The organism is Kamptonema sp. PCC 6506 (assembly GCF_000180455.1).
GTDB lineage: Bacteria > Cyanobacteriota > Cyanobacteriia > Cyanobacteriales > Microcoleaceae > Kamptonema > Kamptonema formosum.
Window position 1 is genome coordinate 16446 of the sequence record NZ_CACA01000364.1, and the last position, 16022, is coordinate 32467.

A 16022-nucleotide genomic window follows, 5' to 3' on the forward strand; every position below is an offset into this window, starting at 1 on the left:
TTTTGTTCAAAATTTATCAATCAGTATCGATCCAAGTTAAGTTTTCACCTTTAACTGTGGGAATAAAAAGTGAATTGCTTGGCTTTTCACAGGCGCTTAGAAGGAGAACTAAGACAATTACAATAACAGCAATGAATAACCAAGCACCTGCATTAGATTTCGGTTCTTTAGATTCCTGTTCTATAAATTGTCTCTTGCAAATTGTACAGAATATTTCTTCGGGTCGATCGGGGTTTTCCAGAATGCAGCAAATAGGTTTTCCGAAGATATCGTGGTGGCAAGACATGATGACTCCGAAGGAATAGAATAAATTGTGGGAAAAAAGTGGATAGGGGCGGGTTTATGTAAAAGGTTGAAGAAGCTCGTTGGCCAACTACTTCTATATATTTATCTGGGTAAACTCAAAAAATTATGCAAAGTTGCCAAAAATTTTATCGATAGTAGGGTAGGACTTACGCAGGGAGTCCCAGAAACCGGGTTTTTGAGAGCATCTGTGGGTTCCGGCGAAGTATTTTCGTCAAAAAACCCGGTTTATTTGGTTGGGTGCCAAAGTCCTGGGTACGTATCTCAGAGACAGCAAAAGCCCTAGATATCTTTACGCCAGAACCCTTATGCTGCATACTATTGAGGGACGAAACCCAAGATTTATCGGGGTTTAGTGTGATTTTAGTGTTTAGCGATCGCGATCGCTCTTGGCTAAGTCATATAGCAATCCTAAATGAATCGTAAATTTTTTACCCCACCCCAACCCTCCCCTTGCTAAGGGGAGGGAGTAAGAAATTCACAAATGATTTAGGATTGCTATATACCAATACCAATGACGCTTTTTAATTTTTCAAGCGATCGCGAAAATAAATCCGATACAAATTGCAACGCGGCATTACATGATTACCATGCAAATTCACCAAACCCATACTATGCAATTTAAACCCCTGTATCGAATCCAATTGCACAGAATCAACACCATCAACGACCTTTTTTGCCGCGCCTGATAATTCTGGGTGCTGCTGCAAATTCCATAAATGCTGCCGCAAATGATCGCCATAAATTCCGGCATCAGTAGCCGCATTTTCTAACAATTGTTCCAACTCAACATCGCCTCGCGCAATGTGATATAAAGCCAGCCGCACCAAATAGGGATGTCCCCCCACTATTGCCATTAATTTCTCAACTTGTATAGCTGACCAATTTAGTTCATAGCGCTGTGCTAAATTTTGTACTTGCTGCCGACTAAACTCCGTTAATTCAATCGGCAAACCCACATTAAAAGGCGATTGATTAATATCCATCGGCACGTAAGCTTCAGTTGAATGTACTACTACTAAACGTAATTTTTTCCAAATATTTCTATTCTTTGACTCTTCATGCCAAGCTCGTAATAACCCAAAGAAATCCGCCGCCACTTCGGGATATTCAAAAATCCGATCCACCTCATCTAAACCCAATGCCAGAGGAGTAACTGTATTTTTTAAGAGATACCTTTCAAAATAAGATTTGCAGGCAACTTTACTACCAAAAATCGCATTCCAGTAATCTTCTAATCGAATTGGCAAATCCAATTCCAGGGCCATATTTGCACAAAACCACTGCAAGAATCTATCTAGATCGCTAAATATTTTACTATCAGCTAATTGAAAACTCAAAGCCACCGTCCGATAACCTAAATTTCCGGCTTGATGGAGCACTCTAGCCATCAGAGATGTTTTCCCCATTTGCCGAGGTGCTTTAATCCTAATTAAGGCTCCAGGCCTGACAACTTCTTCATAACAACGCTCTTCAATTGGCGGTCTTTCTACATAAAAAGCGGAAGCTAAACCGACTTGACCTTCTGGTAATTCTGGCCCTGCAACTGGCAAAGGAGGACTGTCAAGATTCTCCCAAGCTGCTAATATCGTAGGTGCATTTTTAGGAGCTTCTTTTAAATCGCGACCTTCTTTGACAAGATCGAGCACTTCTGCGATTAAATTGGGTGTATCGTTATCTGAATGCCACTCTCGCTGCTGAATTTGATCGAGATAGCCATAGAGGTTATAATTAACAGGTGAAGTTACAGGTAAATTTATCCGAATTGGCAAAATCATCGGTTTGCGATCCGGTCGAGAATCCCGTAACTCTTTTGCTCGTCGCACCTCTTCTGTTACCATTTCACTGATAGCAGATTGCTCAGATAATAGTAGCAATAAATAATCAGACTGCTTTAATTCTGCTTCAATCCGAGTCGGCCAATTCTCTCCCAATCGAATGCTTTCACCAGCCATAAAAGCTGCGTGTCCAGCCTTTATTAAAGCTTCATAAAATTCTAGAGCGAGGCTTTTATCTGGTTCTTGAGCGCGATAGGAAATAAAAACTTTATGGCGGTTTTCTAGTGAGTTGCGAAAACCCGTAATTTGGTAAACAGACACGGGTTCATCAATGCCTTTTAATTTCCGCAGTCCACCGTAGCTTGCTGATAAAGAAATGTGATTTTTGACGACATCATAAACAGTTTGAGAGAGACAAATTCCCCCAGGTGCGGCGATTGTTTGCAGCCGTGCGGCAATATTAACCCCATTGCCCATAACATCATTACCGCTAAAAATGACATCTCCTAAATGGATTCCAATACGATGAATTAGTACCTCACGTTCGGGTAAATTAGCAGCAGTAATAGCAAAAGTTTTTTGAATTTCAATTGCGGAGGAAACAGCTTTTTCCGCACTCACGAAGTACATTAATAAACCGTCGCCCAAGGATTTGAGGATTTGACCGCCAAAGCGATCGCACACTTGGCGCATGATGTCAAAATCCCGTTGGATCAAACCCAGGGTGTGCTTTTCGTCTGCCGCCATTTTAGGAGTGAAAGACTCAACATCTGTGAAGGCGATCGCGGCTAGGGCGCTTTCTCCTCGAAGGTTTGGCGGTAGTGCTACATTTTCTATAGGATTCATGGCGGCAGACTCGCGAGTAGCGGTAGAATGTGCAATGCACTATTCAAAGTTTAACTTGTTGAGGAAAAATTAGTTCACTAAAATAAGTTCTCCTCCACAGACAGCAACCGCCAAGGTAGTTAGAGGGTTAATAATGACTGAAAGTATTATTTTTATTAGCTTCTACCTTCTACCTTTTGCCTTCTGGTATAAATTGTCTTTAGCAGCAGCGCGAACAATGCGATTGCTGTCATTAACTAAAAATTTGAGCCGATCGAGTGAAGTATTGGAATTTTGCGCGATCGCATAACGTTCTAGCCATACTAACGAGTCACATTTTTGTACTAATTTACTCGGAAATTCAGGGTGCATTAGCACAATTAACCGACTAAAGCAAGGAGTAGAATATTCTATCGGATAATACTTGAGGACAGTAAATAATCCATCGGCATTGTGAGCCAAATATCTCGCTATTGCAAATCTGCGAACGCTCTCAGAAGAATCGCTTAGTAGCAGCTTTAAGATATTCTCAGGTGTATTAGGATTTTTAGCAACATTTTGGCGCACGCCTCTATAATTATCTTTTGCTAACTGTTGCAATACACCCGCAGGCGTGTTGGGATTATTGGCAAGACTTTGGCAAAGCCAAACATGATTATTTTTTGCCAAATCTTGCAGTACAGAAGTAGGTGTATTGGGATTATTAGCTAAAAATAGTTGCGTCCAAAGGTTATTATCTTTAGCTAAGTATTCGAGTTCGCTAGTAGGCGTAGCGCAATTACCAGTATTTTTTTTTAAAGCGCTGTAATTTTTGGGCAAACTCTCGATCGCAAATTCAGGAATTGAATTTATCTTCTCTAATTGTTCTAAGAAATCCCCAAATTCTTGCCCCCCAATCGTACTGCTCAAAAGCGCCTCAATTGCTGCTCGATCCCAGCCAGAATCCATCTCACCCGCCAAGTTCACATGAAGCTTTGCTGCTTCTGCTACGTGGCTATATTGGCTGTTAACTAGCTGGAATAATACTTCCTTAGTAGTTTTAGGATTCTCGGCTAATAGTAAGAGTGTATCTTCATCTAACCGATTAATAGCTTGCTCAATAAAAGATAGTGGTAATGTATCGTAGTTGAGGATACTCCGTAGAGTATTTAAAGGAATTATATCGACTAGATTGGAATTTTCTAGTAACAATAGAGAGAAAGTAGGATTGTTTACCAATTGCTCTGGAAACTCACATCCTAAATTCAACAATACTTTAGTAGAAGTATTAGGATTTCTTGCTACATTTTTCCTAGTATTGCTATCTTTACTGTAACTTAATTCTCGTAATAGTTCCCTTGGCGTACTTGGGTTAAGAGCAACTAGCCGTGCTAATTCGGGGCTATTACTGGCAAGTTCAATCAGGCGATCGCTAGGAGTATTGACATCTATCGCCTGCTGTTGTAGTTGAGGTGAGTTAGACAATTTACCTTCTATAGTCATTGTCAAAAAAGTTAGGAGTAGCATATTTTTTAGCTCTAAAAAGTGTAGGCATTCAATTTAGTTTAATCTCTATCGCTTATATATATGTCTCACCCAATAGGACTTATGCAGGGAGTATCCTGATGCGTGTAGATATATCCGTAGGGGCGAAGCATTCGCGCTTAAAATCTCTTGTATAGCAACATGGTTAGAAATTATTAATTACAGAAATTCTTACTGTGATTGCATTTTCATATCGATCTTCTTCCTTCTTCCTTCTTCTAACTACTGTACGCCAATGAGTTTATGAGTTTGTAAAGATAATCTGTAGCCCGGATTTTGCTGAAGCAATTGCAATATTATTGGAATTGCACGAAAGCGATCGCTCCATTCCGGCTGTAAAAAAACAGGGATATTCGGGTTAGAAACCAAGCCGTCTCTATAAAAATTAACTTCCTCACCCGTGCTAATAACTAACTTGATTTCATTCGCTCTACTCCAGAACTTTTCTTGCACAGGGTATTTAGGATTAACGTGCTCTTTTGGAGACAGAGTAATCCAAGTTTCTCCCGCAACTTCCTGCCAGTGAGAGCCTGATGTTTCAATACTTACCTGTTTACCAACTTCTAATAAGCTTTCAACTAGGAGAGGTAAATTTTTATGAATGAAGGGTTCTCCGCCACTAATTACAACTCTCGGAGACTTCAATTCTGTCAACAATTCTACAATTGAACGCTGTACATTAGGTAAGTCTTTGCCTCCCTCGCTATAACCAGTGTCACACCAAGGGCAATGAACAGGACAGCCTGCTAATCGGATAAAATCAACTAAAGTGCCACTCCAGTAACCCTCACCTTGGACGGTACTCTGAAAAGTTTCATGAATCGGTAATTTTATGTGTAAATTTGACTCTAGCATTTATTTCTTATAATTGTTAGTAGTTAGTGGTTAGTAGTTAGTTGTAGGACTTACAAAGGGTGGCCCAGAAACCGGGTTTTTTACGAAAATACTTAGTTCCAACGCACAGATTCCATAAAAATCGGTTTCTCTGCTCATAGCGCATAAGTCCTGAATTACCCAGTTACTAATTACCAATTACCAATTACCAACTACCAATTACCAATTACCAATTACCAATTACCAACTTTCATTCCTTATGATTCCGCTTCCATGAGTGGAGCCCAGCGACGTTTCAGTGCGAGAGTAAGTCCGTCTGCGATCGGTACAAGACTAAGAGTAACTCTGGGATCGTGGCGCAGCTTTTCATTGAAAGCACGAATGGCGAGAGTATCTTTATCTTGCACCTCGGAGTTAACAACCTGTCCTCCCCAGAGAACATTATCAATTGCTATTAAGCCGCCAGTGCGAATCAGTTGGAGCGATCGCTCGTAGTATGCGTCATAATTTTCTTTATCAGCGTCGATGAAGGCAAAATCAAAAGTTCCTCCCTGTCCAGCGGATAACAGCTTATCCAGGGTTTTGACGGCGGGCCCTAGTTGCAAAGAGATTTTGTTAGCTACTCCAGCGGCTTGCCAATAGCGACGCGCGATCGCAGTGTATTCCTCACTTATATCACAAGCAACTATCTGGCCGTTACCAGGAAGTGATAGAGCTACACTAAGTGAGCTATAGCCGGTGAAAACCCCGATTTCCAGAGTTTTCGTCGCCCCCATGAGTTGGACGAGCAGCCCCATAAACTGACCTTGTTCTGGCGATATCTGCATCATTGCTCTGGAATGCTTGGCCGTTTCTTCTCGGAGTGAGGCGAGAATATCCGGCTCCCGCAGAGAAACGGACAATAGATAATCATAAAGCGGGTTGTCGAGGCCGAGAGTCTGCTTTGACATCAGTCTGTCCTTGGTGCTGACTTGTGATTTCAGATTTTAGGTTAGCAACTAATTCAGAATTAGGATATTAAGGTTAATTTTGAGGAATAATGTTGAGTACGTTTATCTTGCAGGAGAGCGCGATCGCTTTTCAAGTCAATCGATCGTAGCGCAAGTCAATTGGCAGCTATGGCAGTAACATGATTAGGATATGATAATCACCATTATTTATAGCTATAACTATGGCAGTTCTGACTATAGAAATTCTCTATGATGACTCGTGGAATATTTTGCAAAACGAAGGTAACAAAGAGGAATTTATTGCTTTTATGTTCGATCGAAACTTGCCTATAGATGAAATTGAAGCAGCAAATATCCTCAACAGTTTAAACCTAAAAGCCTTAAAGCTTGCTCTTCCTAACCCCTCACTCTCTCCGCAACTATGAAACTTCTCTAAGTGTCACACTATATCTACTTACCTTAAAAAAAACAATCCACAATCAGAGCAACATACCCAGAGATACCCAAAATGTATAATTTTGCAGGTTTCAGCGTTGGATTTGGCATTCTAATATTGCTTATCTTCGCCATTCTTCAATGGCTACACATACCCGCAGGTAGCTTTCTAGATTGGGCAATTGCTGCGGCAACTTTTGAATGGTTACTGTTAATAGTTACAGTTCCCTGGAATATTCACTTTGAATCTAAAGAAGTTTTAGCAGAAGCTGCTCAATCAACGGAAAAAGGCATTCCAGTTGATGAAAAACAAATCAAATATGTGGGAATGCTAGCTCGTCGCTCCTTGTTTGCTGCGATCGCACTCCACCTCCTCTCTGCCATCGCACTTTATACTCTAGCTATTACAGGCATCAGTGTAGTTGGTTACATCAGTTCTGGCGCAGCTTTGCTATTAACTATTTTACGCCCAGCCATACGCGCCTATCAATATTTGGCAATGCGTTTAAGAATGATTCGCGGTCAATTTTTACATCCCCGCGAAGATATTGTCGAACTCCGCCATCGTTTTAACGAGATTGAACATACAGTTAAACGCCTCGAACAACAATTAAATCCCGATAATCCTACCTCTTGGGTAGCATCTCAACAGCTACAGTGGGAAGCAACGCGCACTGAATTAACTCGCTTAGCTGCTGGATTAGAAAACCAACGAGCGACAAATCAAGCAGAACATACTCAGCTAGCTAGGGAAGCGCAAAGTGCGATCGCTCAACTTAGCACTGATGGACAAGTTCTAGATCATGTCCGCGAAATTATTCGCTTCTTCAAAGAAGCTTAAATGCTGATAGGAATTATGCACAATTTACGTAACGCGGCTATTTGGGTGGTGAAAGAACCGCCAAGATAGCCGCGTTACAGGTTTTAATTTTTAATTTTTAATTTTTAATTTTTAATTTCTAGAAATATGCTATAACTTATTAATAAATCTTAATAATCCTTTACTAAATGTTGAGTTCCTCTTCTGGCAGAATCAAACTCAAAGATTTTTTGAAAGAAAAAATATTCTTTGGGAATGAGCCAACACCTGAACTTATTGCCCTATTACTCATCTACTTCGTCCAAGGCATCTTAGGACTAGCACGCCTAGCGGTTAGTTTCTTTCTCAAAGATCAACTCGGCATGAGTCCCGTTGAAGTATCGGCAATGCTGGGTGTAACCGCCTTACCTTGGGTGATCAAGCCCTTATTCGGCTTCATGTCCGACGGGCTGCCGATTTTCGGCTACCGCCGCCGCCCTTATATCATTTTATCAGGGCTGTTAGGCACATCGGCTTGGATCGCCTTAGCAACAATTGTTCACAGTCCTTGGGCAGCTACAGCAACGATCGCTTTTAGTTCTTTATCTGTAGCAGTCAGCGACGTAATCGCAGACTCCCTAGTTGTAGAAAGAGCAAGGAAAGAATCGGCTAAAGAGGCGGGTTCCTTACAATCCCTAAGTTCGGCAGCCACAGCCATTGGTGGGCTAATTACAGCCTACCTTAGTGGTTTCCTCCTCGAACGGTTTAGCAGCCAAACAATATTTTTAATCACTGCTTCCTTTCCCCTAATCGTCTCAGCCGCAGCATGGTTAATTATCGAAGAACGAGTAAGCGATCGCTTCAACTTCAACATAGTTAAACAGCAATTCACCCAACTGCGCCAAACTATCACCCAAAAATCTATCTGGTTGCCTACCGCCTTCATCTTCCTCTGGCAAGCCACCCCAAGTGCAGATTCAGCCCTCTTCTTCTTCACCACCAATGAATTAGGCTTTCAACCCGAATTTCTAGGTCGCCTGCACCTAGTTACAAGCTTTGCCTCCCTCGCAGGTGTCTGGCTGTTTCAACGCTTCTTCAGATCTATCCCATTTCGCGTCATGTTTGGCTGGTCGATCGTCCTCTCAACTACCCTGGGCATGACAACTTTGCTGCTAATTACTCACACTAACCGCAGTTTAGGCATAGACGATCGCTGGTTCAGCTTGGGAGACGGACTAATTTTAACAGTCATCGGAAAAATTGCATTCATGCCGATCCTAGTGCTCTGCGCTCGACTGTGCCCAAAGGGAGTAGAAGCTAGCTTATTTGCTCTACTAATATCAATAAGTAACGTCGGATTTCTCCTTTCCTACGAGTCTGGTGCATTGCTAATGCACTGGCTCGGAATTACCGAAACTAACTTTGATAAACTCTGGCTCTTAGCCACGATCGCCAACCTCTCAACCCTTCTGCCTTTACCATTTTTAGGCTGGCTACCCTCCACCAATCTCGATACAGAACCCGAAGAAGGATACCATTCTTCTATTCCTCTTTTACAACCAGAAATGGCTAGTTCTAAAATTGTAGGACAGCATTTTATGCCGGAATTTCTGCCAGATTTAGTACCAACAATTCAAGACAAATTTACGGCTGAAGATCCTAAATAATTAGTCAATCGCTCTGTGTTTATCTGTGGTAAAATCTAGCTACAATCTGCCGTAAAAAAATCAAAATCTCTACATTATGCAGAAACTAGAAATTCATCAACCCGTATCCTACGATCGCAAAGACTGGCAGCGCGGCTATGAATCCCAAACCCAGGAATATAACTACTGGATCGACGATGTAGAGGGTGAAATTCCCTCAGATTTGCAAGGAACTTTTTTCCGCAACGGCCCCGGTTTACTGGATATTAACGGGCAAAAAATTCACCATCCTTTTGATGGCGATGGCATGGTTTGCGCGATCGCCTTTGCCAATGGTCGCGCTCACTTTTGTAATAAGTTTGTCCGCACGGAAGGTTATCTCGCCGAACAAGAAGCAGGTAAAATCCTCTATCGTGGCGTTTTTGGAACTCAGAAACCGGGGGGATTGGCGACGAATATTTTTGACTTAAAAATCAAAAATATTGCTAACACTAACATTATTTACTGGGGCGGCAAACTTTTGGCACTATGGGAAGCAGCAGCACCCTACCGACTCGATCCCTATACTTTAGAAACTTTAGGATTAGAGTACCTGGACGGGATATTAAAGCCTGATGAACCGTTTTCAGCTCATCCTAGAATTGAAAGCAGAGGCGGAAAAGGTAAGAGATTGGTCAACTTTTCTGTCAAGCCTGGACTATCTAGTACCATTACTATTTATGAACTAGATGCTGATGGGAAACTCTTACATCGCCACAGTCATGTAATCCCAGGTTTTGCGTTTTTGCATGATATGGCAATTACGCCTAATTATTGCATCTTCTTCCAAAATCCTGTAGCGTTTAATCCTTTGCCTTTCGCTTTGGGATTAAAAGGTGCGGCGGAGTGCATTAAATTCGATCCGAAGCGCCGAACACAAGTAATTTTAATTCCCCGCAACCCAAATCAAGGGGAAATAAAATTCTTAGAAGCTGAGACTTGTTTTGCCTTTCACCACGCTAATGCTTGGGAAGAAGCAGGGGAAATCTTTGTTGATTCTGTTTGCTATGAATCTTTCCCAGATGTGGAACCGGGAAAAGATTTTCGGGAAGTCAATTTTGATAGCATTCCGGCGGGAGAGTTGTGGCGTTTTCGGCTGAATTTACAAGAGGAAACAGTTCAACATGAAGTAATTGAGCGCCGATGTTGCGAGTTTCCAGTTTTGCATCCCGATCGTGTTGGTCAGTCTTATCGATATCTTTATATAGGAGGTGCTGAGGCTGAATCTGGGAATGCTCCTTTGCAGGTAATTTTAAAGATTGATTTGACTAAGAATGAGCGTCAAATTTGGAGTGCTGCACCGAGAGGTTTTGTGGGAGAACCTGTTTTTGTGCCTCGCAATTCTTTTGAGAGTGAGGATGATGGATGGTTGCTAATATTAATGTATGATGCGGCTAATCATCGGTCTGATGTGGTAATTTTGGATGCTCTTGATATTACTAAGGGGCCTGTGGCGAGGTTGCATTTGAAGCATCATGTTCCCTATGGTTTGCATGGTAGTTTTACATCAATATAACTTACGCAAAACTATCCGTAACGCCGCCATCCTGGCGGTATTCTTACCGCCAGGATGGCGGCGTTACTTAACGTGCGTAATTCCCGATCGAATATCTAATACCCCGGCAATTATTGATAATGCAACAATCGGTGCTGTCACCGCTCTCAGAATTCTACTCCCCAAAGACACAGGTTGAAAACTAAACTGGATCGCAGTTGTTACCTCCTTCTCCGTCCATCCCCCCTCTGGCCCTGTAGCGATTACAATCGATGGGTAATTAGTAATTTGTGATTGGTGATTGGTGATTGGTAATTGGTAATTGGTAATTGGTAATTGGGAATTGATAATTGGTGATTGGTGATTGGTGATTGGTGATTCTTCCTTTTCTATTTTATTATCTAATAAGCAATCTAATAAATGCCGTGAATCGCCGCGAGCAACACAAATATATTTATACTTTCGATCGCAATTTTCTACCCCAACAGCAAAGGAAACGGGCTCTAACATTACAGGTACAATTTGCCGTTCTGACTGCTCGGCCGCCTCAGCCGCAATCCGCTGCCACCGCTCAATCTTCTGAGAACTCGGCTTGAGTAAGGTGCGATCGCTAACTACAGGTATTATACAATATACCCCCAACTCTACCGCCTGCCTCACAACATCATCAAAGCCATTTCCCTTGGGCAAAGCCGCCATCAGGGTAACATCTACATTCAGCTCACTTTTAATAAAAACTTCCTCTTGTATAACGGCAACTGCATCTATTGCGGCCAACTCAGCCAGCCAGCAATGCCCCCGCCCGTCCATCGCCAAAAAGCGATCGCCCTCTCTCAACCGCAAAACTCGATACAAATAATGCTGCTGCTGTGCAGTCAGGATTATTTGTCGATCTTGGAGTTGAGAAGGAGCGATCGCTAATCGTTGTAATTGGGCCATGTGACGTTAGATTTTAGATATTCAATCCGAGATTTTATTCAATCTCAAATCTACAATCTAAAACCTACCATCGGCTCAGCCTTATTCCTTGATTTGTTTCAAGTAAGCCGAGATTGCCTCTGTAGCTAGCTGTGTTATCGGCTTACCCTGACGGGCTGCTTCATCTTTCAGCTCACTGTAGATTTCATCGCGAACGCTAATTCGACGACGGACTTTGGCAGCACCTGCGGGGCTTGTCTCATCCCCATTGTCGTTACTAGCAGTAACTTCTAATTCATTGATCTCAGTGGTCATCGAGGCAGCAGATGGGTAGTTGGTTACAAAATGACGGATATATTCCATCCCAACGCGATCGCAAAAATCTCCGAAACTCTCTCCTAAATTCCGTCCTTGTTTAAAACAAACAAAAATCGGCTCTAGAAAAGTTTCCAGGCCATTAAAAGGAACTTTCTCCTCAAAAGGTTTTGCTAGGCGCGTTTGGTCAGGAGAACCACCCAGCCAAACTTGATAGGCTTCAGGGGCACTCCCAACAAATCCCAATTCTGCCATATAAGGTCTCGCACATCCATTGGGGCAACCAGTCATCCGCACGACAAAATGCTCTTGCGGCATTCCCAATTTCTCTAAAACTGCCCGAATCCGGTCTAAAATTCCCGGTATTACCCGTTCTGATTCAGTAATCGCCAGCCCACAGGTCGGCATTGCCGGACAAGCCATTGAATAGCGCACTAAGGGGTCGATCGCAGTTTCCGATTTAATTCCGCAGCGATCGAGAATTCCTTGAATTTCTTGTTTGCTATCGGCTGAAATCTCGTAAATCAGTACATTTTGGTGCGGTGTAACTAACATCGGCAGGTTGTATTTCTGCACAATTTCCCGCAGCGCCGTTTTTAGCTGAAATCCGCCTTCATTCTTAACTCGGCCATTTTCTATGGAAATGCCGACAAAAAGTTTGCCGTCACCCTGTTCGTGCCAACCCAAGAAATCATAGTATTTCCACTCCGGTAGTGGCTTAAAAGCTGCTAGGGGTTTGCCAAAATACTCTTCTACTTTTGCCTTGAATTTCTCTACGCCCCAGTCATTGATCAGATATTTTAACCGGGCGTGGCGGCGGTCGGTGCGATCGCCATAATCTCTTTGCGTTGCCACAACAGCCTTAACCAAATCGTAAACATCATCTTTTGCCACATAGCAAATCTCATCGGCTACCCGTGCAAAAGTCTCTTCTTTATTGTGAGTGCGGCCCAAACCCCCACCAGCAAATACGTCAAACCCTTCTAACTCCCCAGCGGAGTTAACAATGACCACCAAACTCAGATCCTGGGAATACAAGTCAATGGAATTGTCTCCCGGTACTGTCACCGAGCACTTAAACTTCCGGGGCATATAGTGCGCCCCGTAAATTGGCTCTTCCTTGTCCGCGAAGATAGTCCCGTTTTTATTCTCTTGTCTCGCCGCCGTCACCGCTGGGTCTTCTTCGGCCGTTACTGCCTTTTCGCCATCTAGCCAAATCTCGTAATAAGCACCCGTCTGAGGTGTGAGCAAATTAGCAATATTCTCGGCGTACTGTCTAGCAAACCCATAGTCTGGGCGATTTTTATAGGGTGCTGTCGGTGCCATCACGTTGCGGTTTAAGTCGCCGCAAGCTCCTAGAGTTGACCCCATACTTTTTATAATTGACGAAAACACGACTTTGAGATTTTTCTTCAAAACGCCGTGTAGCTGGAAACCTTGACGAGTCGTGGCCCGCAGCGTACCGTTGCCATATTCCTCAGAGAGTCGGTCTAAGGTCAGGTAGAGCTCCGGCGGCACGAATCCCCCAGGATTGCGGGTGCGGAGCATCATTTGAAAGTCTTTCTCCTGGCCCTTAACCCGATTGTCGCGGTTGTCCTGTTGGTAGGAACCGTGAAATTTGAGGATCTGAATGCCGTCTTCGGTGAAATGCGTTGTGTCTTGCAACAGCTCAGTTGCAACGGGTTCCCGCAGGTAGTTGCTGCGTTCTTTCCAGCCTTCTGCTTTAGAGAGCTTGCGTTGGGTGGGAGCGATCGGAGTTTGAGTCATGGATGCAGTGCCAGTTGTAATCAGCAAAATTTACTTGTATATTCCTTGACAAAATCACTCAAAAATGCTTGAGTAGGAAAATTAATAGCGGTAATCCGGTGGGAATTGTGTTCAATCATTTTATTTTAACATGAGGGCATGGCGAAGTTGCGATCGTAATCAATAATTTAAGATTGCTCGGTAAGACCACTTTGCAGGAGGTGTTTTCACTCCCTAGAGGTCGGCGTTACGTGAGTTAAAATTGCTGGTAACGCTACTTTGCGGGATATATTCTGAGCGCCGATACGGTCTTAGCTGAGCTACGAATAATTGATAGAGGAACAAAAATGCCAAATTCATTAATGTATGAAGAAAACTATTTTGTAGTCTTGGAGCAAAATCAGCCAGAGCAATTCTTGACTACCGCAGAACTGCTAGAAAAGCTGAAGCTGATTTTAGCTCAGCGGCAGGATGATTTGCCGAGGGAAGTGCAAAAATTTACCTCTGTGGAAGCTCAAGCCCAACATTTGATCGACACTTACTGTGAATTAGATGTCGGGCCTGGAAACTTTTTACAATGGTATGCTGTGCGATTGGAAAAGTAAGATTTATTGCTAATTGCTAATTGCTAATTGCTAATTGCTAATTGCTAATTGGGGAAAGACATTCCTACCTTCCCCATCTTCCCCATCTTCCCGATCACCTTTTCCTTCCCTAAGCTTTGGCTGCAATTAAAGCCAAATCAATTTGATTTTCAGCAGGTTGAGTAACTTGAGCTTTTAAACCAGGGCCGAAAAAAGTAGCAATTTTCTCCTCTTTTTCTTGCCAAGTTTCTAGGGGAAACAACGGTGAATAAAATTTCAGAACTAAAGTATAAGCACCATCAATGGTAATTTCTTGCAACCCTTTGAGCAAAGGTCTTTCCTCATCTGTGGGAGCTAAACCCAAACGTTTAAGAGCATCATCTAAGTGAGCTTCTTGACCATACCGGTAACGAGTTACATCCTTACGAAGTTGATTTTGAGTAGGCGTAGCCTGCTGTTCTCGCAGGGCCAATACTTCGGGAGTTGTGGGTGTGGTGAAAGGTACTGGGGTGAGTTCAGAGGCTTTCAAGGCTAGACCTCCGAGTAGCAGTGGAACTCCGTAAAAAAATCCTGCCAGATTGAGGGTAGGATTACCGGCAAAGTAGGCCCAGAATCCACCAAGTGTTAAAATACTGCCGACAACTAAGCCGACGATCGCTAAAGAAATTTGACGTAACATATTCAGTAGGTTAGTTTGGGGGATGCACCGAATATAGCAGTTTTCAGTTGCATGAGAACAGGATAATTGCTAATTGCTAATTGAGAATTGAGAATTGTTATTGATTATTAAGTCCAGAACGATAAGAGTTTAGCAGAAAAATGATTAAAAAATATCGAGAATACTATGCTTAAACTACTTAGATACATTAGTATGTCCCTGATTACCGCCTGTTTGCTATTTGCTTGTCACGCTTGGGCACCGACTGAAGTAAAACGCCCTCCTTTGAAAGTGGAATTTACATCTTTTGTTGGGGAGCATTCAGGCATCATTGCTCAAGAAAAAGGATTCTTCAAAGCCCAAGGGGTAGATGTAGAATTAATTTATAAACGATACATCCAATTGGAAATAGCAAATTTCAGTGCGGGTAAATATGATGGCATGGTATTGACCTTGGGAAGTTTTATCAACTTGAGTGCCACAAATCCAGATATACAAGCTGTGGTGGTTATAAATGAATCAACAGGCGCAGATGTGGTAGTCGTCCAATCGCAAATTAAAACCGTCGCTGACTTAAAAGGTAAAAAATTGGGTGCAAATCTAGGCGGTTTTAGCGAAATTTTCGTGACAGAAATGTTGAGAACTGCTAACTTAACCAGCGATGATGTGAACTTGGTTAAATTAGAGGCTTCAGACATTCCTCAACATCTGGAAAATAATACTATTCAAGCCGGACACACTTGGGAACCTCATCTTTCTGAAGCGATTAAATCAGGGGGAAATATCCTATTTACCAGCAAACAAACTCCCGGTTTGATTTTAGATATGATTGTCTTTCGTGGTGAGACAATCCGCGATCGCCCCGAAGATGTTGGGGCATTTGTACGAGGATGGCTAGAAGGCTCTGCCTACTGGAAAGCAAATGTTCAGGAAGGAAATGCTATCATTAGCAAGGCATTAGAAATTCCTCTTAATACAATCTCTCTGGAGGGAGTAAACCTAACTAATTTAGGTGAAAATCAAAAATTCTTTCTATCTAGCAACCCTAACTCCATTTACAAAACTGCCAAAATCTATGCAGACTTTTTTATTCGCGCTGGAAACGTGACGCGCATTCCTGAGCTAAAAAGTTTATTTAATTCTTCTTTCTTAAACCCTCCCTCCTAGTTTAAA

General features: G+C 42.6%; 15 protein-coding genes. 7 read left to right on the top strand and 8 right to left on the bottom strand.

The features are described 5' to 3' along the window. Window positions 1-16: 16 nt before the first annotated feature. Window positions 17-286 (bottom strand): hypothetical protein, encoded by a 270-nt coding sequence (locus tag OSCI_RS26285; RefSeq protein ID WP_007358258.1) that lies wholly within the window; start codon window positions 284-286, stop codon window positions 17-19. Window positions 287-543: 257 nt separating this feature from the next. Between OSCI_RS26285 and OSCI_RS30955 the strand changes: the two genes are divergently transcribed. Continuing rightward, the gene (locus OSCI_RS30955; RefSeq protein WP_007358259.1) at window positions 544-729 is read left to right on the top strand and encodes a hypothetical protein; all 186 of its coding nucleotides are present in this window, start codon (window positions 544-546) and stop codon (window positions 727-729) included. 98 nt (window positions 730-827) lie between these two features. On the opposite strand, the gene OSCI_RS26295 is transcribed toward OSCI_RS30955, so the two are convergent. The 4 genes from OSCI_RS26295 to OSCI_RS26310 form a co-directional block, all read right to left on the bottom strand. Then, on the bottom strand, window positions 828-2927 hold the full coding sequence (locus tag OSCI_RS26295; protein WP_007358260.1) for an AAA-like domain-containing protein: 2100 nt from the start codon (window positions 2925-2927) through the stop codon (window positions 828-830). Window positions 2928-3089: 162 nt separating this feature from the next. After that, window positions 3090-4412, bottom strand: a complete 1323-nt coding sequence (locus tag OSCI_RS26300) for a hypothetical protein (protein ID WP_007358261.1) — start codon at window positions 4410-4412, stop codon at window positions 3090-3092. A 240-nt stretch (window positions 4413-4652) separates the two neighbouring features. Then, complete coding sequence (locus OSCI_RS26305; protein ID WP_007358262.1) at window positions 4653-5285, bottom strand: 7-carboxy-7-deazaguanine synthase QueE; 633 nt, start codon at window positions 5283-5285, stop codon at window positions 4653-4655. Window positions 5286-5521: 236 nt separating this feature from the next. Then, window positions 5522-6214 (bottom strand): class I SAM-dependent methyltransferase, encoded by a 693-nt coding sequence (locus OSCI_RS26310; RefSeq protein ID WP_007358263.1) that lies wholly within the window; start codon window positions 6212-6214, stop codon window positions 5522-5524. 221 nt (window positions 6215-6435) lie between these two features. On the opposite strand from OSCI_RS26310, the gene OSCI_RS26315 reads away from it, so the two are divergent. The 4 genes from OSCI_RS26315 (at window position 6436) to OSCI_RS26330 (ending at window position 10649) form a co-directional block, all read left to right on the top strand. Beyond that, the gene (locus OSCI_RS26315) at window positions 6436-6639 is read left to right on the top strand and encodes a hypothetical protein (protein ID WP_007358264.1); all 204 of its coding nucleotides are present in this window, start codon (window positions 6436-6438) and stop codon (window positions 6637-6639) included. Window positions 6640-6722: 83 nt separating this feature from the next. After that, on the top strand, window positions 6723-7490 hold the full coding sequence (locus tag OSCI_RS26320; RefSeq protein ID WP_007358265.1) for a hypothetical protein: 768 nt from the start codon (window positions 6723-6725) through the stop codon (window positions 7488-7490). A gap of 167 nt (window positions 7491-7657) precedes the next feature. After that, window positions 7658-9115, top strand: a complete 1458-nt coding sequence (locus OSCI_RS26325) for a folate/biopterin family MFS transporter (RefSeq protein WP_007358266.1) — start codon at window positions 7658-7660, stop codon at window positions 9113-9115. Between the two features lie 76 nt (window positions 9116-9191). Continuing rightward, the gene (locus tag OSCI_RS26330; protein WP_007358267.1) at window positions 9192-10649 is read left to right on the top strand and encodes a carotenoid oxygenase family protein; all 1458 of its coding nucleotides are present in this window, start codon (window positions 9192-9194) and stop codon (window positions 10647-10649) included. Between the two features lie 63 nt (window positions 10650-10712). Here the strand turns inward: OSCI_RS26330 and OSCI_RS26335 are convergent, their stop codons facing one another. Both OSCI_RS26335 and sir read right to left on the bottom strand, forming a co-directional pair. Further along, the gene (locus OSCI_RS26335) at window positions 10713-11567 is read right to left on the bottom strand and encodes a 16S rRNA (uracil(1498)-N(3))-methyltransferase (RefSeq protein ID WP_007358268.1); all 855 of its coding nucleotides are present in this window, start codon (window positions 11565-11567) and stop codon (window positions 10713-10715) included. An 81-nt stretch (window positions 11568-11648) separates the two neighbouring features. Beyond that, window positions 11649-13628 (bottom strand): sulfite reductase, ferredoxin dependent, encoded by a 1980-nt coding sequence (sir, locus tag OSCI_RS26340; protein ID WP_019487764.1) that lies wholly within the window; start codon window positions 13626-13628, stop codon window positions 11649-11651. A gap of 326 nt (window positions 13629-13954) precedes the next feature. Here sir and OSCI_RS26345 point away from each other — a divergent pair, with 326 nt between their 5' ends. After that, the gene (locus tag OSCI_RS26345) at window positions 13955-14212 is read left to right on the top strand and encodes a chlororespiratory reduction protein 7 (protein WP_007358270.1); all 258 of its coding nucleotides are present in this window, start codon (window positions 13955-13957) and stop codon (window positions 14210-14212) included. Between the two features lie 109 nt (window positions 14213-14321). On the opposite strand, the gene OSCI_RS26350 is transcribed toward OSCI_RS26345, so the two are convergent. Beyond that, window positions 14322-14870, bottom strand: coding sequence for a DUF2854 domain-containing protein (locus OSCI_RS26350; protein ID WP_007358271.1), 549 nt, complete (start codon window positions 14868-14870; stop codon window positions 14322-14324). Between the two features lie 165 nt (window positions 14871-15035). On the opposite strand from OSCI_RS26350, the gene OSCI_RS26355 reads away from it, so the two are divergent. After that, window positions 15036-16016, top strand: a complete 981-nt coding sequence (locus tag OSCI_RS26355) for an ABC transporter substrate-binding protein (protein ID WP_026103843.1) — start codon at window positions 15036-15038, stop codon at window positions 16014-16016. The last annotated feature ends 6 nt before the right edge of the window (window positions 16017-16022 follow it).